The sequence below is a fragment of the Afipia felis ATCC 53690 genome (genome assembly GCF_000314735.2).
Lineage (GTDB): Bacteria > Pseudomonadota > Alphaproteobacteria > Rhizobiales > Xanthobacteraceae > Afipia > Afipia felis.
The window spans coordinates 3,925,330-3,943,638 of sequence record NZ_KB375270.1; the positions used below are offsets into that span (position 1 = coordinate 3,925,330).

The following is an 18,309-nucleotide window of genomic DNA, read 5'->3' on the forward strand; positions in this document are numbered from 1 at the left end:
GCTCATCATCATGGCTCGCGGTATGCGTAAAGGGTTGACCAGTTATGGCGATCAGGAGTTTTCGCTGTTTCTGCGCAAGGTCTTCATCAAGGCGATGGGATATTCCGATGATGCTCTGGATAGGCCGATTGTCGGCATCACCAATACCTACAGCGATTTCAATCCGTGCCACGGCAATGTGCCAAGCCTGATCGAATCCGCAAAACGCGGTGTCATGCTCGCCGGCGGCCTGCCGATGGTGTTTCCGACCATCACTATTCATGAAAGCTTTGCGCATCCGACCTCGATGTTCCTGCGCAATCTGATGGCCATGGACACGGAGGAGATGATCCGTGCACAGCCCATGGACTCCGTGATCGTCATCGGCGGGTGCGACAAGACATTGCCTGCGCAGATCATGGCGGCAGCCTCGGCCGACCTGCCGAGCATCGTTCTTCCGGTTGGTCCCATGGTGGTCGGCCACCATCGCGGAGAGGTTTTGGGGGCATGTACCGATTGCCGCCGGATGTGGAGCAGTCACCGCGCCGGTGACATCGACGGCGACGAAATCGAGATCATCAATGCGCGGCTGGCGCCTTCCGTCGGGACCTGCATGGTGATGGGGACTGCCAGCACGATGGCCTGTCTTACGGAAGCGATGGGTCTCTCGCTTCCTTATACGGCGGCAGTTCCGGCTACGCATGCCGAGCGGCGACGTTTGGCCGAGGCCACGGGAAAACGGGCCACTGAAATGGCGGTGTCGAATACGCCTCGACCGAGCGCACTGATCACCGAGGATTCGATTCACAACGCGATGGTTGTGCTGCAATCAATCGGAGGATCGACCAACGGTGTCGTTCATCTCGCGGCAATCGCGGGGCGTGCCGGGATCAAGTTCGACCTCGGCGCATTCGACCGGCTTGGCCGTACTGTGCCGGTGTTGTTGAATCTGAAGCCCTCAGGCCAGCATTATATGGAGCACTTCCATCATGCAGGCGGCCTGCCGCGCTTAATGCGTGAACTGCGCGATCTGCTCAAGCTCGATGCGCCTGTGGTCGGCGGCAGCACGGTTGGAGATGTCATTGAACAAGCCGAAGACGTGCCGAATCAGGATGTGATCCGCACACGCGAGAAGCCGCTCAAGCCGCAGGGGGCGATGGCAGTTCTTCATGGCAATCTTGCGCCGCGTGGCGCGGTGATCAAGCAATCGGCCGCAAGCAAGGAGTTGATGGTTCATACGGGACGCGCTGTTGTGTTCGACTCGGTGCAGGACTTGACGGAACGCATCGATTCTCCCGATCTCGATGTCAAAGCCGAGGATGTGTTGGTTTTACGCAATGCTGGCCCGAAGGGCGCGCCCGGCATGCCCGAGGCTGGCTATCTGCCGATTCCCAGGAAGCTCGCGCGTGAAGGCGTCAAGGATATGGTGCGTATTTCCGATGCACGCATGAGCGGTACCGCGTTCGGAACCATCGTGCTGCATATCACACCGGAGTCGGCTGTTGGTGGGCCGCTCGCACTGGTCCGAAACGGCGACAAGATCCATCTCGATGTGCCGAACCGCAGCATTGCTTTGCAGGTCGATGCGGCCGAACTGGAGCGCCGCGCCGAGGCTTTGGCGCCGGTCAGGACCATGGCGAAGCGCGGTTATGCCAAACTCTACGTCGATACGGTGTTGCAGGCTGATGAAGGCTGCGATTTTGAATTTCTGGTGGAAGACCCGCGCGCGACATGATCGCCGCCAACAAGAAGTGGGAGTGAAATATGGCTCGTATTGTTTCGGTTGTGGCACGCACTGTTCGTGTACCCCTTGACCGCCCAACCGCCTTTGCCAACCGTCAAGTTCTGGCGCGGGACTATGCTCTGGTCAAAGTTCGTACTGATGATGGCCTGGAAGGGATCGGCCACTGCTACGCCGGGAACTTCGGCGGGAAGGTTGTCACGCTGGCGGTGCGCGAATTGCTGGCGCCACATCTGATCGGAAAGGAATCCACTGAAGTCGAACTGCTCTGGAAAGAGCTTTATCAGGAGGTGCTGTTGCACGGCCGCACGGGCTCGGTCATGCGTGCGCTGAGCATTCTCGACATTGCATTGTGGGATGTGAATGCTCAAGCTGCCAAGCTGCCGCTGTATCGTTATCTCGGGGCCGCCACGCGCGATCCGGTGCCGGCCTATGGCAGCGGCGGTTACTACCTCGAAGGCAAGACCCCTGAGATGCTGGGCGAGGAAATGGCCTCATATCTGGCTCTGGGCCTGCAGGGCGTGAAAATGAAAGTCGGACGCCTCGATCCGGCTGGGGAAGAAAAGCGGGTGGCCGCCGCGCGCAAAGCTATCGGGCCCGATGCGCTGTTGCTGCTCGACGCCAATAACGCCTGGCACGATGTGCCGACGGCGCTTCGCTATTGCGAACGCTTTGCTGATTATGATCCGTACTGGATCGAGGAGCCGTTCAGCCCCGATCAGATTGACAATCACGCCAAGCTGGCTGAACGCATCAACATCAATGTGGCGACCGGCGAGATCGAAGCCGGACGCTGGCGATTCAAGGAACTACTCGACAAGGGAGGGGCGGCGATTCTTCAAACGGATGCTGCCGTGTGCGGCGGCGTTACGGAGTTCAAGCGGATCGGCGCGATGGCCGATTGCTACGGGGTCAATATGTGCCCGCATTGGTTCCATGACCTTCATCTGCATCTGGTTGCGGCGCTGCCCAACGGCGAAATGGTAGAGTATTTCGCCGACGATCAGGTACTGAACTTCCGTAGGATCATTGATCGGCAGTTGAAGATTGTGCGGGGCAAGGGGCTAGCCTTGCCGACCGATCCCGGCCTCGGTTATTCTTTCGACGAGAAAGTCATTGCCAAGCTCGATGCCGAGGCCTGGGCATGAGCAAGACACTCGTTGTCATCGGCTGCGGTCTGATGGGCTGCGATATCGCGGCGATTTTTGTGTCCCGCGGTTGGTCGGTGAGGGCTGTTGATCCAAAAGCAAAAAACTGGGAGCGGACACGCGATCGTGTTGCGCTCTCGGTTAGCCAGCTTGATACGTCGGCGAACATAGCGAAATTCTCGCTTGCAACGACTGTCGAGGAGTTGGAGTGGAGCGGCGTCGAACTCGTGATCGAAGCCGTTCCGGAAAAAATGGATATCAAGCGACAATTGTTCGCCGCGTTGGACCAGCTGGTGCCGGAGAACATTCCGCTTGCGACGAACACATCGGGTTTGCGTATCACCGAAATCGCGGCTGGCTTAGCTACGCGTCATCGGATGGGAGGGCTGCATTTCTTTCTGCCGGCGCACATTGTGCCTGCGGTGGAAGTTGTTGCTGGCGAATTTACCGATGCAAAAACAATGGATCAGCTGTTCGACATAGTGACGTCAGTTGGCCGTGTTCCGGTTCGCGTCGCAAAGGATGTGCCGGGATTTCTCGCCAACCGCCTACAGCATGCGCTGATGCGTGAAGCGTATGCGATCCTAGACGAGGGAGTGGCGACGCCGGAGGATATCGATGCCGCCGTGCGGTATGGCTTCGGCTTCCGCTACATTGCAGCGGGACCGATTTTGCAGAAAGACCTTGCTGGCTTGGATACGAATTATGCCGCCGGTATCTCGATCTATCCGTATTTGAACAACGGCACCAAGCCAGGGCGCTCGATCGAGTCACTGGTCGAGGCTGGAAATTTCGGTGCCAAAAGCGGCTCTGGATTCTGGGACTGGACACCAGAGCAGGCAAAAGAGCAGCGGGAAAAGTACGAGCAGACATTATTGCAAGCGGCATATCTGTTGTCGTCCGGCGCGCGGCCTCCGGGGAATGCGCGCAGAAACAGAGGCGAGATTTAATCTCGTAATTCTTTGCTAGGTTCGCGGACGATCGGTTGTACCCGGCATCAAGCATGGGCAGGGGTGGTAACTGGGTGGCGGGATGATGGAGCGAATCGTCAGGATGGAACAAATGGGCTAAGCCGCCTAACCAGATCGTCGGCATGGAAGATACCGACCGACCGTGTGCCGGCAAACTCACGGCCTTTTTTCGTGTCGACGATGAAAAGGGTCGGCGGTCCATCGGCCTGAAGATAACGAAGAAGTTCCTGACTATCTTGGTCCATTCTCGTGACATCGACCCGGAGGAGCGCGACATGCTCCATCGCACGCCGCACGTCGGGATCAGGGAGAATCTTTTGGTCGATGACCCTGCAGTAATCGCACCATTCTGCTCCGATATCCACAAGCGCGGCCTTATACCGGGATGACAAAAGGGTCAAACCACTTCGGTAATCGCGCGTGTTGGAGACAACAACACGGATCTTGTCCGCAACCACAGGCGCTCCGTAGATCAACTCGGTCGAACTCATGGCAACGGCGGCCGTCAGTCCGCCGGTTATAAGTTGGCGCCTCGTGAGTACGGTGTGCGTTTGGCGATGCTGATATTCGATGCGACTGCTTTGCCTGGGCTGGTTCATAATGAGACTGTGTTCTGGCGTTGCTAGACGTATATTTGGTTTTCTGCTTGTCGCTTATCTCAAGCAAGGGCGGGACTACCGGACGATAACCTTCGATCCGGAAGGTACCCGCCTGTAAAGATCTATCACGTCTTGATTCATCATCCGGATACAGCCTGACGAAACGGCATGACCGATCGTGCTCGGCTCGTTGGTGCCGTGGATACGAAACAGCGTGTCCTTACCGTCTTTGAAAAGATAGAGCGCGCGTGCACCCAGTGGATTCCCGATTCCCCCATCCATGCCCTTTGCCCAACGTGCGTATCGTTTGGGTTCGCGCGCGATCATGGCAGGTGTCGGAGTCCAATGTGGCCATTCACGCTTGAACCCGACCTTGGCAGTGCCTTTAAATTCAAGACCCTCGCGACCAACGCCCACACCGTAGCGCATCGCCTTGCCGCCTTCCCGCACGAGATAGATGAAGCGGCTTTTGGTGTCGATGACGATCGTACCTGGCGGTTCGTCCGTCTGATAGTTGACTTGCTGCCGGATATTTTTGGGATCGATCTCCGCGACATCGATTGCCGGAACGGTGAATTTTTCGTCCGGCTGTGTCGCGTAAGTGGTATTCGCCGCCAATTGCGATCCTTCGGGGAGTTGCGTGACCGCGACGGGCGATCCGGTCGTCGTGCAGCCGGCAACCGCAAGACCGACGGCCAGGGAGAGAAAGGCCGCATTTTTGTTAGGCAGATTCATAGGTGGACTTTGTCAGGTTGGTGTGCCTGCAAGCTCGACAAGCGGGAAGGTTCACTACGGGAATGAGGGGGATAGGTGGGCGGGGCTCGTTCAGGCAGAACGCACCGTCTCACGTCGCACCTGCGAGCTTATTGATGTTGGTGTCGAGAGCTTCGGGTGAGATTTCCCCCATGTGCGTCGCGGCAAGCGTTCCGTCGGCCTTCAGGAAGAGCGTCATTGGCAGCCCCAGCGTGCGATAGTGCCGTGGCATCTGCATCGACGGATCGAGCAGGACGTGATTGAGCTTAAGACCCTGCGAGGCGAGGTAGGAGCGGATGGTTTCCGCGCTTTCGCCCTGGTTGACGAAAAGAAAGACGACATCGTTTCGACTGGCCGCGACCTTGGCGAGCAACGGCATCTCCCGGCGGCAAGGCGGACACCAACTCGCCCAGAGATTAACGACGACCGGTTTGCCTGCCACGTCGCTGATCGCGAGCGGCGGACCTTCCATCTGCTGGAGGGCAACTGTCGGTGCGATCTGGCCGGACGTGACTTTGGTCAACTGCATGGTGCCAGTCGCGACAAGCACACTGGCTCCCAGCGTGGCAGCGGTCGCCAAGCCCGCGTTAACGGACCGGATAAAGAGAGCGCTGGCGAGCAAGGCAGAGACGAGCCCGGGGATTGGCTCGAAACCACCCTGCCAGATTGCAAAAGCTCTCCAGAGATCGCCGGAAAAGTTTTGCCAATGCAGTGCGACATGACCGAGACGGCCGCCGACCAGACCAGCGATCAGTGCCCATGTTGACCATTTTCCGACCACTGGATCGACTCGGCGCGAGAAGATCGAGCTTAGGAAGCTGAAGACAAAAATGCCGGCCAGGATTGCGATGTGTTGGGTGGGAAAGACAAGAGGGCCGATAGCAATCGCGTTCATCGGGTAGCTTCCAGCTTGGTCGCCGCTGCTTCGAGCGATGCCTTGGTGACGTCACCGACCAGGCGTGTTCCGCTGCTTTCGCGTCCTGCGGCATCGACGAAGATCATCGTTGGGGGACCCACGACCTGAAGGCTTTGCATCATCTCGCGTTGAAGGGGCGAGTTGTTGCTGACATCAAGCTTGAGGAGATTGAACCCGGCAAGCCGTGACTGGACGCCCGGATCTGGCAAAACGCTGCGGTCGATGACGCCACAGGTGATGCACCAGTCGGCGGTCACGTAAAGTAGACTTGGCTTGCCATCGGACGCAGCCATCTTCGCTTTAAGGTCGTCCGGATTGCTGACATTGCGAAAGGAGACACGCTCGGCTGAACTCACCGTTCCGTTGGCTTGCGACAACAGGCTGCCAAGCGGACGAAAAGGATCACCGGCGCCGCTGGCAGCGCCGACTGCCAGAAAGACGCCGTATAACGCGACCGCCAAGCCCACGGTCTTGGCGACACGTTTTCTACCGCTCGCCTCTTCTGTCAATGTATCGAATGCGCCGAGCCAGACGGCTAGGCCGATAGCAAAGAGAGACCATAAGGCAAGCGTCGCTTCTGCGGGCAGCAGTCGTGAAAACATCCAGACCGCCGTGGCGATAAAGATGAAGCCGAACGCCTGTCGAACTCTGGTCATCCATGCGCCGGCTTTTGGCAGTGCAGTGGGTCCGAGCGTGCCGAAGGTAACTAGCGGAATCCCTTTTCCGAGACCAAGAGCGAACAGCGAAGCCGCGCCGATAGCCACGTTTCCGGTCTGAGCAATGTAAATCAGGGCACCTGCAAGCGGCGCCGTGACGCACGGACCGACGATCAGTGCGGAGGTGAAGCCGAGCAGTGCGGCGGATGCCAGCGAGCCACGGTTGCCTTGAGCAAGATCTCCGATTGCGCTGACCCACGTTGATGGAAGCTGTAGCTCGAAGAGGCCGAACATTGACAGGGCGAGAACAACGAAAAGAACGGAAACTGCGCCTATGGCAAGCGGCGACTGCAGTGCCATCTGCAGGTTTTGTCCTGACCAGGCAGCGACGACACCAAGCAGTCCGAAGGCCGTAGCCATCGCCAGGACGTAGGCAAGCGACAAAGTGAAACCCCGGAGCGGCGTGACTGTTTCGCCCTGGCGAGCGATCGCTCCGGCAAGAATGGGATACATCGGAAATACGCATGGGGTGAAAGCGAGCAGAAACCCAAATAGCAGGAAGCTTGCCAGCACCGTGAGAATGCCGCCGTCCTGCAGAAGCTTGCTTATCATGCCGCCGTCTGCCGCGAGGATGATGCCTCCAGCAGAAATTTTCCCTGTGGGAGCTGCCGCAGGAGGGGCGCTCCATTCCTTTGTCAGCGTCGCTTGACCGCGCTCATCAGGATCAGTAACGGCGAGCGTTGTGGCATCGACATGCCGTAGGATCGGCGGGTAACAGACACCTTTGTCCTGACATCCCTGGTAGCGCACTTCGAGCGGGCCGGGAGCAGTGGATGCGACAGGAAGCGTGGCGGTGGCGTGATCATGGAATACGGTCGTGACACCGAATGTTGGATCGTCCTTGGTTTGACCGTTTCCTTGCAGTTCAGGGGCCGCAAGATCCAATGAACTCTGTCGGAAAGCGAACCTTTCTTGGTAAAGATAATAGCCCGGTGCGATCTTCCAGTTGAGCTTGATGTGACCATCGTCCTGGCGTGTAGCCGTGAGCGCAAAAGCCCGATCAATCGGAAGCGGCGGGGCAGTTGTTAATGCCACTTGGCCGGAGGCCTGACTGGAAGCCATGCCGACGGAAACAAAGATGGCGATGAATGCAGACCAAATGTATCGCGACAACAACGGAAACTCCCGGCGCAGATGAGGGCGGCAGGAGAGGTCTGATTTGAAGCTTAAGGCAGCCTTAAGAGTATCTCGGACATCACCAAATAGAGATATCAGTCATCGCCTGGGCCATAGTGTTGAATGCTTTCAACCGCAGAACTTTATGGTCGTGAGTGCTGAAAAGGAACTGCTGTTATTATGGTGGATGTCTGCGCATGTATTCTTGCGGGCCATAACCCATGTGTAAAATGATGAGAATTCGTTAGAGCTTGGAGTTCTCAGTTCTTTGCCATATGTGCGCGAGCGTCGGCAGCCACTCGCTTGAATCCATCATAGTTTAACGCTGACGTTACCCTGTACGGTCCAACGATATAAGCTGGCGTGCCTTGAAGGCCCAAGTAATCGGCTTGAGCAAGATTGCGTCTGAGCATTTCTGTTATTTCGTTGGCGTGAGCATTCAAATCGGAGTCGAGACGATTCATATCGACGCCAGCCTTCGCGATGGCTTCGCGCATCTGTTCGGCTGGAATCTTGTGCCCTGGAATTGCCATCATGGCGGCGTGTGCGACATCGTATTTGCCCTGATATTTGGCTGCCAAAGCCCATTGAGAGCCCTTGATGGAGGCCTCCGTCAGGATTGGCCACTCTTTATAAACAAGGCGAATCTTGCCGTCCGCTTTAACGAAACGCTCCAGCTCTGGTTCTGATTTTTTACAGAATGGGCAATTGTAATCGAAGAAGACGACGATCGTTAGATCACCGTTTTTGTTGCCTGTCGTGGGTGCCGCGGGATCGTTGAGAATGGCTTCGCGGGATGTATCGGCTTCGTTCGCGTGAACGGGCTTGGCGATTGAAACCGCTCCCATCATAGCAAGGATCAGCGCGAGCGTGCGTATTGAGGTCGGTTTGAACATGTCCGGCATCTTCTCTGGTTTTTTAAAGTCGCTATGATTTGGATTGGGTCGGCTACCTTAAGCCAGGCTTAAGCTGTCATTTTTATTGGCATTCCAGAGGTGGCGATGAGAATTCTTGTTGTTGAGGATGATCCGGTCATAGCAAGTGGCTTGAGGAACGGTCTGGGTCTGTCGGGAGGCGTCGTGGACGTCGTTTCGACCTGTGCAGATGCGCGCGAGGCTGTGTTGTCGACTTCGTTTGATGCGATCGTTCTGGACGTCATGTTGCCAGACGGTTCAGGCCTGGATTGGCTGGCCGAGCTTCGGAAAAGTGAAGACAAAACACCTGTCATTGTGCTTACGGCACTTGACGAGGTAAGTGACCGGATCGGCGGGTTGGATCGAGGCGCTGACGATTATCTGGGAAAGCCATTCGACCTCGACGAATTAGCGGCACGCGTGCGCGCCATAGCGAGGCGCAAGGAGGGAAGGGCATCGGCGCATCTGGTCAGCGGCGATGTTGTTTTGGATCCTGCTTCGTTGATGGCGACCTCAATAAACGGTGAAGCCAAGCTCTCTCCCAGGGAGGCGGCGATATTGTTGGCTCTGATGAAGCGCCCAGGTGACATCCGGTCGAAGAATGAACTCGAAGCCGTTATGTATGGCTGGCAGGAGGGGGCCGAAAGCAACACGGTCGAAGTTCACATTCACAATCTCAGGATGAAGATCGGTCGAGATACGATCGAGACCGTAAGGGGCCTCGGTTATCGAATGAAGGTCCGCTCGATATGAGTTCGCTCCGTATTCGACTATCTTTGGTTCTGCTGGTTGCAACCGGATTTGTCTGGCTGTTCGCATCGGCTTGGATTTATTCGGAGAGCAATGCCGAAATCGAGAGAGTACTGGATACCCGTCTACAAGAATCGGCTCGGATGGTTGCCTCGCTCGTTATGCCGAGCAATGCTAGCGACGTTGATCGTTTGGTGGCGAAAGGAAACGCCGCTGCCCTGTCAGAAAGGTACGAACATCAGCTGTCCTGCCAGATTTGGTCGTTCGATGGAAAGTTAATAACAAAGTCCAGCGGAGCACCCGATGAAGCGCTGGCGGGCACGGTTGATGGATTCACCGAGCGTCTCATTGGAGGAGAGCCCTGGCGGGTATTCACCGTAGAGGATCATGAAAAGGGTATTCGCGTTATGGTTGGAGACAGCCTGACGCTGCGGCACCGTCTTATTACAGACCTACTCAAGGGTTTGCTTTTACCGCTCGCGCTGATCATCCCTTTGCTGGCGTTTGTTATTTGGGGGAGTATTTCTGCTGGTCTCAGGCCAATTGATGCCATTGTCGGTGAGTTAAGGTCGCGTAGCGCAGATGATATAAAGCCATTGACGTCGAAAAAATCCCCGCAAGAAATACGCCCGCTCGTTGAGGAACTGAATAAACTATTCGTGGACGTCGATGCCGCGCGACAGCACGAACGTGAGCTGACAGCCTTTGCAGCCCATGAACTGCGAACGCCTTTGGCCGGATTGAAAACGCAGGCGCAAATTGCCATCGCTACGTCCGATCAACACGTTCGCGAAGAGGCGTTGCGACAAATTGTTTTTTCGATCGATCGTACTAGCCGCCTAATCCAGCAAATTCTGACCACGGCAAGGATCGACGCAGCCGTAAGCACCGGTCGGTTGCAATTGGTCGATTTGCGAGGTTTGTTGCAGGAAATCATTGCTGAGCATCCATCCGGAAGGCACGATATTCGCCTTGAATTGGATAATTGCCCTGCATCAATCGAAACAAATCGCGAATTGCTCATACTCGCTCTGCGAAATCTCCATGAGAATGCAATTCAGCATGTGCCAGTGGGTGGTTCAGTAATTTGGAGTTGCGCCTTCACTGGCGGTCGTCGCGTCCTTGTATTGGAGGACACAGGTCCAGGCATTCCCGAGGACGAACTCCCGCTCGTTTTCAATCGTTTTTTTCGTGGGCGGCACAAAACCGGAATCGGTAGCGGCCTGGGCCTGGCTATTGTCGATATTGCACTTAAGCGATTAGGCGCAACTATTGTTTTGAGAAATCGAGACGATGGAAGTGGCCTGCACACTGAAATCACCCTTCCAGAAATCCAGCGCAGTGGTGACAACTTCTCAATTTAAGTGAGGACTCAGTCGGAGAACCTGCCGTATGCAGGCAGAGGATGTGGCGCAAAATATATGCGCAGGGCATTCTTTCGCGGAGGGAACTGAAACCAATCGGCCGCGTTCTGCGTCGATAGGAGTTCGATCTGGAATTTGTTCCAGCAAAACACAGTGAATGGACTTCGAACGGTGACAGCGAAGCGGAGGCATCTCTGATGTGGATGTTGGATAAAAAGCCTCTCCTGCACAAAGCGGATAGTACGGTAGCTTCTCCAACTTTGATTGCTGTGGCTCTTGTACTTTTCTTCACCGTCTTTCTTGTGCTGATCATTCAGCGCCATGAAATGGTGATCGAGGCCATTGGAAACTATTGGCTTGAGCCTGTTACGGTGAGTCCATAGTTCCTGAGGTGTCGCGCACTGGTGGTCGGATGGAGGGATTTGTAGTGATCCGGGCTCCGTCCACAGCAGTGATGGCAGCAGCGCTGATCGCCGTTATGTCGGATGCGGCGACCGGGCAGATGCGCGGTCATGGTGGTCCGGTGCGGGCGGTCGCCGTTTCGCCCGATGAACGAAGCATTCTGTCAGGGAGTTTCGATACATCCGTGATCCGCTGGTCGGTTGTGACCGGGTTTGCGGAACAGGTTTTGCGTTTTCATTCAAGTGCGGTGAATGCGGTCGTATTTCTCAGCGACGCCCGCATGGCGAGCGCGGGTGCTGACGCGCAGATTGCGATCTGGACCGTCGGCCGAGCGAAACCGGATATGATCCTTTCAGGCCATGAGGCGCCGATCGTCGCGCTTGCCGTTTCGCCGGATCGCACGATTCTTGCGTCGGCGTCGTGGGATAGCAGCGTACGGCTCTGGCCGTTGAATGGCAGCGGCAAGCCGCGCATCCTCGAAGGGCACACGCAGAACGTAAATAGTGTTGCCTTCACGCCGGATGGGCTGTCGCTGGTCAGCGTCGGATATGATCTCACGTTGCGTATATGGCCTTTGGCCGGTGGCGCACCGGATGTCGTTACGCTGCCGTCGCCTCTGAATGCTGTCGCGATCGGCCCTGACGGAGGGATCGCAGCCGGCGCCGCGGACGGAATGATTTATTTTCTGACCGGGAACGGCAAGATCGAGAGCAGGATCCAGTCTGGCCGGACACCCGTGATATCACTTGCGGTTTCGCCGGATGGCGCGTTGCTGGCGGCGGCCAATATTGGCGGCTCAGTGGAGATCATCAATCGCAAGACGCGAACTGTCGAGCGCACGCTGGTCGGGCCGGGGTTGCCGGTCTGGTCTGTCGCATTCTTTGGAGATAGCCGAACATTGCTGACCGGCGGCGCTGATCACACGATCCGGCGTTGGAATGCGCTGACCGGGGAGTTGCTTGGGTCGCCGGTAGTTGGTGCACCGGGGGATCCGCTGGCGGCGTTCGCTGGCGATCATGGTGCGGAAGTATTTCGTGCCTGCATCGCCTGCCATACTTTGTCGGAGAAGGACGGGGCTCGCGCTGGCCCGACGCTGGCCGGCATCTTCGGCCGCAAGATCGCATCGCTGCCGGATTATAATTTCTCCGAGGCGTTGAAGAAAATGGATATCGTGTGGACGCCCGAAACCGTGGCCAAACTGTTCGAAGTCGGACCGGCGACATACACGCCCGGCACCAAGATGCCGGAACAGCGCATCGATTCACCGGAAGATCGCAAGGCACTCACCGATTTCCTCGCCCGTGTGACCGCGAAATAGTCAGTTCTTTGGATTCTGGTCGCGTGCGCGCAGATAGTCGTCCGTGGTGCGCGGTGCCGGACGTTCGGGAACGCCGGCAAACGGATCGAAGCCTTCCTCGCTCATGGCAATAACGCGGCAATCGGCGCACATCCTGATGGCATCAACACGCTTGTTGGCGCTGGGATACATCCAGTGCCGGCCTTCCAGCTTTGCTGCAACCCGGTCAATCGTACTTTTGACGCCGAACGGCTTATGACAGCGGATGCAAAGCGCCGGCTCTTCCTCTTTGATCGTGCGGGCGAGGGCGGTGGTCGCGCGAAAATCGATCTGCGGTATCAGTTCGATCACTTTTTCCGGGCAGGTCGACTGACATAAACCGCATTGCACACACGCATCTTCCGCGAACCGCAGCATAGGCCGATCGGGATCGTCGGACAGCGCACCCGTTGGACAGACTGAGACGCAGGACAGGCAAAGGGTGCAGCCGTCGACTCGAACGTTGAGGGTGCCGAACGGTGCCTCCTCGGGCAGCGCGATGATGTCGACCGGCGCGGGCGCTACGCGATGCAATTCCTGCAAAGCGAAGCGCAGCACGTCGCGTTTTCGTCCGATGGTCTTGAAGGTTGCCGGTTGCTGCACGGCCGGGGCGGGTGTCATTGCCCGCAGGATTGTGTCGAGTTGATCCGGATCGTCGGTCTCAATCGTTGCGACCCGTTCGCCACTGAAGCCAAGTCCACGGAGAATTGCTTCGGCGAGCGCCGTGGTTTTCGCAAGTCCGCCGGTCTCGTGGCGAGGGCGCGCTCGCAACAACAACCGAAGGTTCGAGGCACCATAGGCGAAAGCGGCGGCAATGGTTTCCAGCCCGATCTGGGTAACCTCATTGATGGCGAGCGGAAGCACGTTCGCGGGGAGGCCGTCGCCATGGCGTGCGAGCGCCTCGATCAGGGGGGCACCATGGTCTCCGTCATGCAGCAACAGGATGGGATCGGTGCCGCCGGCCTGGTGATAGGCTGTCAGCATCGTCCGTAATTTGTGGATCAAGGCGTCGGCAGGAGGAAGCGCATAGGCGGCGGCCCCTGTCGGGCATGCCGTGGCGCACTGGCCGCATCCGGCGCATACCTCCGCATCAATGATGACATGATCACCATTGGGCGTAATCGCGCCGGTCGGGCAGAGATCGAGGCAGCGATGACACCCAACGATGTTCGAACGCGAATGGGCGCACAAATCGGCGGTGAAGTTGATGTAGCGCGGCTTGTCGAAGCTGCCGACAAGATCGCGTGCCTTCAGGACGGCGCGCAAGGTTGCGGCCGGATCGTTCGGGTCGGCCCGTAGATAACCGTCCCGCAGATCGTGCGCTGGGAACAATGGTGCGCCGCCCGAAAGATCGAGCACGAGATCGCAGCGGGATATGGCGCCATTTCGTGATGGTTCAAAGACGAGTGTGTCGCGTGAAGACGGCAGCGGGCGCGCGTAATCGTCGACAGTTAGTTCAAAGGCGCCGAGATGCCCCGCCGCGTTGCGGATGGTTCCCTTGACCACGGGAAAGATCGTGACGCTCGGCGGCGTGAGCTCTCCCGGCTTGTCGATCAGGACGGTGACATCGAGCTGATCGGCCAGCAGTTTGCCGGCTTCGATCGCGCTTTCATCGCGGCCGTACACGAGGATGACGCCTTCGCTCGACAGGTTGACGAGCGGAAAATCCGGCTCGCGCTCGGCCGCAGCCGCGAACAGCGCCGCCATTTTAGGGCCGGCCCGTGCGCCTTCGTTCGACCAGCCTGCTGTTTCGCGCACATTGACAAAATCGATCGACGCATCGCATTCACCAGCTAATTCCGAAAAGCGCGGAGCTTCCTGGGTGCAGCCGACAGTGACTGCCGCGCCGTCCTGCAGGGCTGCGCGGAATTGCTCTGTCTCGGCTCGGCATAAATGACGAAAGGTGGATACATCGGCGCTGATACACGCCTCGCGCACGGCACTCGCATCGAGGCTCATCGTATCCTCGCACGAGCACATCAATATCTTACGTGGTCGGTCCGCCATGGCCGCCGCCTGCGTTTTCGATACGGGACTCGTATCGAAGACTTGAAGCCTATAACTATACAGGGTTGATTGGAATAGTAGCCGGAGGTCGTGTTACCGCATGCGAGTCCGCGCCCCGTTCGAACAGGTACTCAGTCTTCCGCCGCCGTTTGAGCTGGTGACGCTGCGCGAGCGGGCGAGCGCATTTGCCCATGCGGTGGAGATCGCGCCGCAGCGCGGCGCCGGAACACTGGTTTATGTCGGCTGTTTCGATCTTGCCGAATTCGCTGTAGTTCTGGAACCGGAGGAGCCACTAAGCATGGCGCGCCGAGCGTTTTATGCCGGCATGGTCGCACTGTGCGACGCACTGCTTGCCTACGCGCCGCCGCAGAAAATGGTGACAGTCGACTGGCCGGACACTATCCGGGTTGACGGCGGCTTGCTCGGCGGCGGGCAACTCGGATGGCCGCCCGGTGCGCCGGAAGATGAGCCGCCGCCTTGGCTGGTGTTCGGGGCTATGGTCCGCACGGTGTCAATGACCGGTGAGGAGAGCGGTGTTCATCCGCTGGCGACTGCGCTCGAGCAGGAAGGTTTTGATGATGTCGGTGCGTCGAACCTCACGGAAGCGTTCGCACGTCATCTCATGGCAGCTATCCACGGTTGGCAAGTGGATGGGTTCGATAGCGTCGGACGAGCGTTTGTCGAGCGCCTGCCTCGTACGGCTGGCACTCATTATCAGATAGCTGACAATGGCGACCTGCTCGTTATGCATGCGGGAAGGACCGATGTCGGGCGGAGCGTTCTGCTGCCGGCGTTGCGCGCGCCTTCGTGGCTCGACCCGCAAACGGGAGGGCCTCGGCTGTGAAACTTTTAAAGACGGTTGCCCTTGATCCATCAGACACGTTCGTATTCGACCCGGCAGCCGAGCCGGGGGAATGGGCAGTGTCGGGCGCTTTTCGGTTCTGGGGAGACGATCCCGATACGCTGCAAGGCAAGGCGCGCTCGGCGTTTCGTGGCGGATTTCTCGGGCTGCAATCATGGGGTTGGTCAACGCTGGTGGAGATCGTCGAAGTGACCGACAACGATCGTGCCGCCGTGGTGGAAATGCTGGCGCAACAGCTTATCGACCGACTCGGCGCGCCCGATCTTGCGACTGCGCGGCAAGCGGCAGAGGAGGAGGTGAGCTTTGCCGAATCCCTTTGCAACGAGGCCACTGGCATCCTGATCGCAGTTCATCGTACCGCGGAAGGTGGCGAGATCCGCGAAAGTTTCCGTGCGTTGCGGTCGCGCGGCAAGTCGCGACATCAACGCGCGTTTGCGTTTCTGGAAGCGCAGGACGATGAGCAACCGGCGGATGACATCGATCTTGCGAGCATGGAGCGCGAGCGCAAATGAAAGATTTCTGGATTTCCTGCGGTCATCATCTGCTGGATCAAGAACCGGGCGGGGGACTCGTCGCGACCGATGAGTTCCTCAAGGCGTATTTTATCCGGCCCGAACTGATGCCGCCGGCCGAAGCCTGTCAGGCCGAACGGCAATTGCATGCGGCCTTGCTGGCGCAGCCGCGACGTCCGGTAGATGCGAATGAGGTTTCTGCAATCGTTGATCCCGATGCGCGGGAAAACTGGCAGTTTGTATTGGCCTTCCGCGAGTTGCTGCTGAGTCATCCTACGCTCGAAGCGGCCTATCTGGCGCTGATGCGCGGCGGGGCCGTCGCGTTGCCGCCGCTGTTCGTCAGCCAGTTGACGCACGTTATCCTGCGCAATGCGCTCAACGGTTGTGACGATCCGTTCGTTTTGCGCGCCGGTGAATTGTTCTTCCGGCCTCAGCGCGTCACGGCCAATCAAGGGTCCCTGCTGGCAGTCGATGAGGAATGGATCGGAGGCGAGAATCCGGTACCCACGACGCCGTTATTGGCGCTGCTTGAAATTCCAGAAGAAACTCAGATCGACATCCTCGATGAGGAAAACACCGGCGATTATTGGCAGCGCAGCGACATGTTCGACATGGGACTCGATCTTTCCGCGGGCGGGCGGGGTACGCTGGCTGTTGCTGAAGTCATGAGACGCTGGATCGCGCATCTGCTCGCGATCGACGTGATAATTGAGCCGCTCGCTGAGCTGCGCGACGCCACGCTGACCTGGTATGTCGGTCTCGATTCTGAGGCAACGGCAATCGGCAACCGGCTCTGGAATGGCGAGGAACTCGACGACCAGACTGCTGGCCGGGTGGCAGGACTTTTCCGGCTGACTTTTTCGGATGACATCGCCGTCAGCCATGGTTTGGAGAATGAACCGATTTATCTCATCATGGCGACGACGCCGGAGAGAATATTGCGCATGAAACCGCAAAACCTGATCACGGGTTTGCCGATTAAGCACTTGGAGGCGACCAGTTGAGTCCTGCCGCGGTTCCGCTGTTGAGCATTCCTGTCGGAGTGGTGGTGGAGCGCCGCAAGGCAGCGTCCCAATGGACCGATTTTATTTGGCGGGCGGTCGGGGTGCTGCCCGGTGAGCCGGACATGGAAGCCTGGACGGTGCTGCGCGAACAGGATGATGTCACGCTGTTCTATGTCGGGTCCGCCTTGGTTGACCTCTACCGTTCGGAAACCGAGCGCTATCGTGAAAATCTTGCCTCCGGTACCCCCAGCATCTGGGTGGTGATGAGCCCGTCCGAAGGGGCGTGGCCCTATGCGGTAACCGCCGCTACGGCTGACGCTGCCGAAGGCGAGAGTTTTACCGAAGCGGCGACCAACCTTGTCGAGCCGGTGCCGATGCCGGAGATCATTCGCGATGCGATTGACCGCTTTATCGCCGGACACCACGTTGAACGAGAGGAGTTTTTCAAGCGAAGGCGCGGCCGCGCTGATCCTGAGGCGCTTGCGAGACGCCTGCAGAAAGGTCGGACGAATGAGTGACGAGGACTTTCTCAGCCGATGGTCGCACCGCAAGCGTCTTGCGGAGGCTTCGCCTGAATTCTTGTCTCCGTTGCCGGTTCCCGCTTCACCGGGACAAGGAGATCAGGGGGCTGCCGTAAATTCTGAAGCGGGCAAACCTGTCGACGGGCCTGACCTTTCGGCGCTGCCGCCGCTGGATGCGATTACAGCGGCAACCAATGTCACGGCATTCCTGCGCAAAGGAGTTCCGCTCGCGCTGACTCGTGAAGCGCTCCGCCGTGCATGGCTTGCAGATCCCGCGATCCGCGATTTCGTCGGGCTTGCCGAGAACGCCTGGGATTTCAATGATCCAAATGCGATGCCGGGATTTGGGCCACTCGATTACACCCCGGAGCAGGTGCGTGACTTGGTTGCGAGGATCGTCAGTGAGCGGAAGCCGGTGGCTGGGGGCGATGCGAATTCTGTTACGCCGCAGCTACAGCAAGACGTCGTCAGTCCAGCCGATCCGCTGCCGGAGAGTTCTCCTGACCGCGAGACAGCGGCCGATGCACCGGAGACAACTATCGACCAGATCAAAAGAGATGGAGGGGTGACGGGAACCGGCACCACAACGCCGCGAAGTTTAGTTGTTGGCGAGCAGGCTCATTGTTCCGTTGTGCGTCGCACTCATGGAAGTGCGTTGCCGCAATAGCTGCGGCAAAGAACATAGCCTCACCCTATAA

The 18,309-nt window shown here is 58.1% G+C and carries 18 protein-coding genes; 12 read left to right on the forward strand and 6 right to left on the reverse strand.

All coding sequences use genetic code 11. The annotated features are described in order from the left end of the window. The first annotated feature begins 10 nt into the window (after nt 1-10). From HMPREF9697_RS18730 to HMPREF9697_RS18740, 3 genes are read left to right on the forward strand one after another with little or no spacing between them, the layout of a single operon-like run. Complete coding sequence (locus HMPREF9697_RS18730; RefSeq protein WP_002718827.1) at nt 11-1,714, forward strand: IlvD/Edd family dehydratase; 1,704 nt, start codon at nt 11-13, stop codon at nt 1,712-1,714. Between the two features lie 29 nt (nt 1,715-1,743). Continuing rightward, complete coding sequence (locus tag HMPREF9697_RS18735; protein WP_002718828.1) at nt 1,744-2,868, forward strand: mandelate racemase/muconate lactonizing enzyme family protein; 1,125 nt, start codon at nt 1,744-1,746, stop codon at nt 2,866-2,868. Further along, the gene (locus HMPREF9697_RS18740) at nt 2,865-3,818 is read left to right on the forward strand and encodes a 3-hydroxyacyl-CoA dehydrogenase family protein (RefSeq protein ID WP_002718829.1); all 954 of its coding nucleotides are present in this window, start codon (nt 2,865-2,867) and stop codon (nt 3,816-3,818) included. Before HMPREF9697_RS18735 ends, HMPREF9697_RS18740 begins: the two co-directional genes overlap by 4 nt. A 98-nt stretch (nt 3,819-3,916) precedes the next feature. On the opposite strand, the gene HMPREF9697_RS18745 is transcribed toward HMPREF9697_RS18740, so the two are convergent. The 5 genes from HMPREF9697_RS18745 to HMPREF9697_RS18765 all read right to left on the reverse strand — a co-directional run bounded on the left by HMPREF9697_RS18745 (nt 3,917) and on the right by HMPREF9697_RS18765 (nt 8,835). Next, nucleotides 3,917-4,330, reverse strand: a complete 414-nt coding sequence (locus HMPREF9697_RS18745; RefSeq protein ID WP_157223258.1) for a thioredoxin family protein — start codon at nt 4,328-4,330, stop codon at nt 3,917-3,919. Nucleotides 4,331-4,513: 183 nt separating this feature from the next. After that, a complete protein-coding gene (locus tag HMPREF9697_RS18750; RefSeq protein ID WP_002718831.1) occupies nt 4,514-5,173 on the reverse strand; it encodes a L,D-transpeptidase in 660 nt (219 codons plus the stop codon). 109 nt (nt 5,174-5,282) lie between these two features. After that, the gene (locus HMPREF9697_RS18755) at nt 5,283-6,086 is read right to left on the reverse strand and encodes a TlpA disulfide reductase family protein (protein WP_002718832.1); all 804 of its coding nucleotides are present in this window, start codon (nt 6,084-6,086) and stop codon (nt 5,283-5,285) included. Next, a complete protein-coding gene (gene dsbD / locus HMPREF9697_RS18760; RefSeq protein WP_002718833.1) occupies nt 6,083-7,939 on the reverse strand; it encodes a protein-disulfide reductase DsbD in 1,857 nt (618 codons plus the stop codon). The genes HMPREF9697_RS18755 and dsbD overlap by 4 nt, the downstream gene beginning before the upstream one ends. Before the next feature lie 260 nt (nt 7,940-8,199). Next, nucleotides 8,200-8,835 carry a DsbA family protein gene (locus HMPREF9697_RS18765; RefSeq protein WP_002718834.1) on the reverse strand — a complete coding sequence of 212 codons (636 nt, stop codon included), beginning with the start codon at nt 8,833-8,835 and terminating at the stop codon, nt 8,200-8,202. A gap of 105 nt (nt 8,836-8,940) precedes the next feature. Between HMPREF9697_RS18765 and HMPREF9697_RS18770 the strand changes: the two genes are divergently transcribed. The 4 genes from HMPREF9697_RS18770 to HMPREF9697_RS18785 all read left to right on the forward strand — a co-directional run bounded on the left by HMPREF9697_RS18770 (nt 8,941) and on the right by HMPREF9697_RS18785 (nt 12,687). Next, nucleotides 8,941-9,606: a response regulator gene (locus HMPREF9697_RS18770; RefSeq protein WP_002718835.1), complete on the forward strand. Its 666-nt coding sequence runs from the start codon at nt 8,941-8,943 to the stop codon at nt 9,604-9,606. Continuing rightward, nucleotides 9,603-10,967, forward strand: coding sequence for an ATP-binding protein (locus tag HMPREF9697_RS18775; protein ID WP_002718836.1), 1,365 nt, complete (start codon nt 9,603-9,605; stop codon nt 10,965-10,967). Before HMPREF9697_RS18770 ends, HMPREF9697_RS18775 begins: the two co-directional genes overlap by 4 nt. Nucleotides 10,968-11,164: 197 nt before the next feature. Next, a complete protein-coding gene (locus tag HMPREF9697_RS18780; protein ID WP_002718837.1) occupies nt 11,165-11,350 on the forward strand; it encodes a hypothetical protein in 186 nt (61 codons plus the stop codon). A gap of 29 nt (nt 11,351-11,379) precedes the next feature. Further along, nucleotides 11,380-12,687 carry a c-type cytochrome gene (locus HMPREF9697_RS18785; protein WP_002718838.1) on the forward strand — a complete coding sequence of 436 codons (1,308 nt, stop codon included), beginning with the start codon at nt 11,380-11,382 and terminating at the stop codon, nt 12,685-12,687. On the opposite strand, the gene HMPREF9697_RS18790 is transcribed toward HMPREF9697_RS18785, so the two are convergent. Further along, nucleotides 12,688-14,664, reverse strand: coding sequence for a 4Fe-4S binding protein (locus HMPREF9697_RS18790; protein ID WP_002718839.1), 1,977 nt, complete (start codon nt 14,662-14,664; stop codon nt 12,688-12,690). Nucleotides 14,665-14,812: 148 nt separating this feature from the next. Here HMPREF9697_RS18790 and HMPREF9697_RS18795 point away from each other — a divergent pair, with 148 nt between their 5' ends. Genes HMPREF9697_RS18795 through HMPREF9697_RS18815 form a run of 5 tightly spaced genes read left to right on the forward strand, consistent with a single transcriptional unit; the run spans nt 14,813 to nt 18,278 of the window. Then, nucleotides 14,813-15,556, forward strand: a complete 744-nt coding sequence (locus HMPREF9697_RS18795; protein WP_002718840.1) for a biotin/lipoate--protein ligase family protein — start codon at nt 14,813-14,815, stop codon at nt 15,554-15,556. Beyond that, on the forward strand, nt 15,553-16,086 hold the full coding sequence (locus tag HMPREF9697_RS18800; protein ID WP_002718841.1) for a DUF6505 family protein: 534 nt from the start codon (nt 15,553-15,555) through the stop codon (nt 16,084-16,086). Before HMPREF9697_RS18795 ends, HMPREF9697_RS18800 begins: the two co-directional genes overlap by 4 nt. Further along, nucleotides 16,083-17,090, forward strand: coding sequence for a DUF6352 family protein (locus tag HMPREF9697_RS18805; RefSeq protein WP_002718842.1), 1,008 nt, complete (start codon nt 16,083-16,085; stop codon nt 17,088-17,090). Before HMPREF9697_RS18800 ends, HMPREF9697_RS18805 begins: the two co-directional genes overlap by 4 nt. After that, the gene (locus HMPREF9697_RS18810; protein ID WP_002718843.1) at nt 17,087-17,608 is read left to right on the forward strand and encodes a DUF3305 domain-containing protein; all 522 of its coding nucleotides are present in this window, start codon (nt 17,087-17,089) and stop codon (nt 17,606-17,608) included. Before HMPREF9697_RS18805 ends, HMPREF9697_RS18810 begins: the two co-directional genes overlap by 4 nt. Further along, nucleotides 17,601-18,278, forward strand: coding sequence for a DUF3306 domain-containing protein (locus tag HMPREF9697_RS18815; protein ID WP_002718844.1), 678 nt, complete (start codon nt 17,601-17,603; stop codon nt 18,276-18,278). The genes HMPREF9697_RS18810 and HMPREF9697_RS18815 overlap by 8 nt, the downstream gene beginning before the upstream one ends. The last annotated feature ends 31 nt before the right edge of the window (nt 18,279-18,309 follow it).

What these genes read in the sequence shown, in the direction of transcription:
- HMPREF9697_RS18730 (WP_002718827.1), top strand. Translation starts at nt 11, where the DNA reads ATGGCTCGCGGTATGCGTAAAGGGTTGACCAGTTATGGCGATCAGGAG.
- HMPREF9697_RS18735 (WP_002718828.1), top strand. Translation starts at nt 1,744, where the DNA reads ATGGCTCGTATTGTTTCGGTTGTGGCACGCACTGTTCGTGTACCCCTT.
- HMPREF9697_RS18740 (WP_002718829.1), top strand. Translation starts at nt 2,865, where the DNA reads ATGAGCAAGACACTCGTTGTCATCGGCTGCGGTCTGATGGGCTGCGAT.
- HMPREF9697_RS18745 (WP_157223258.1), bottom strand. Translation starts at nt 4,330, where the DNA reads ATGAGTTCGACCGAGTTGATCTACGGAGCGCCTGTGGTTGCGGACAAG.
- HMPREF9697_RS18750 (WP_002718831.1), bottom strand. Translation starts at nt 5,173, where the DNA reads ATGAATCTGCCTAACAAAAATGCGGCCTTTCTCTCCCTGGCCGTCGGT.
- HMPREF9697_RS18755 (WP_002718832.1), bottom strand. Translation starts at nt 6,086, where the DNA reads ATGAACGCGATTGCTATCGGCCCTCTTGTCTTTCCCACCCAACACATC.
- HMPREF9697_RS18765 (WP_002718834.1), bottom strand. Translation starts at nt 8,835, where the DNA reads ATGTTCAAACCGACCTCAATACGCACGCTCGCGCTGATCCTTGCTATG.
- HMPREF9697_RS18770 (WP_002718835.1), top strand. Translation starts at nt 8,941, where the DNA reads ATGAGAATTCTTGTTGTTGAGGATGATCCGGTCATAGCAAGTGGCTTG.
- HMPREF9697_RS18775 (WP_002718836.1), top strand. Translation starts at nt 9,603, where the DNA reads ATGAGTTCGCTCCGTATTCGACTATCTTTGGTTCTGCTGGTTGCAACC.
- HMPREF9697_RS18780 (WP_002718837.1), top strand. Translation starts at nt 11,165, where the DNA reads ATGTGGATGTTGGATAAAAAGCCTCTCCTGCACAAAGCGGATAGTACG.
- HMPREF9697_RS18785 (WP_002718838.1), top strand. Translation starts at nt 11,380, where the DNA reads ATGGAGGGATTTGTAGTGATCCGGGCTCCGTCCACAGCAGTGATGGCA.
- HMPREF9697_RS18790 (WP_002718839.1), bottom strand. Translation starts at nt 14,664, where the DNA reads ATGAGCCTCGATGCGAGTGCCGTGCGCGAGGCGTGTATCAGCGCCGAT.
- HMPREF9697_RS18795 (WP_002718840.1), top strand. Translation starts at nt 14,813, where the DNA reads ATGCGAGTCCGCGCCCCGTTCGAACAGGTACTCAGTCTTCCGCCGCCG.
- HMPREF9697_RS18805 (WP_002718842.1), top strand. Translation starts at nt 16,083, where the DNA reads ATGAAAGATTTCTGGATTTCCTGCGGTCATCATCTGCTGGATCAAGAA.
- HMPREF9697_RS18815 (WP_002718844.1), top strand. Translation starts at nt 17,601, where the DNA reads ATGAGTGACGAGGACTTTCTCAGCCGATGGTCGCACCGCAAGCGTCTT.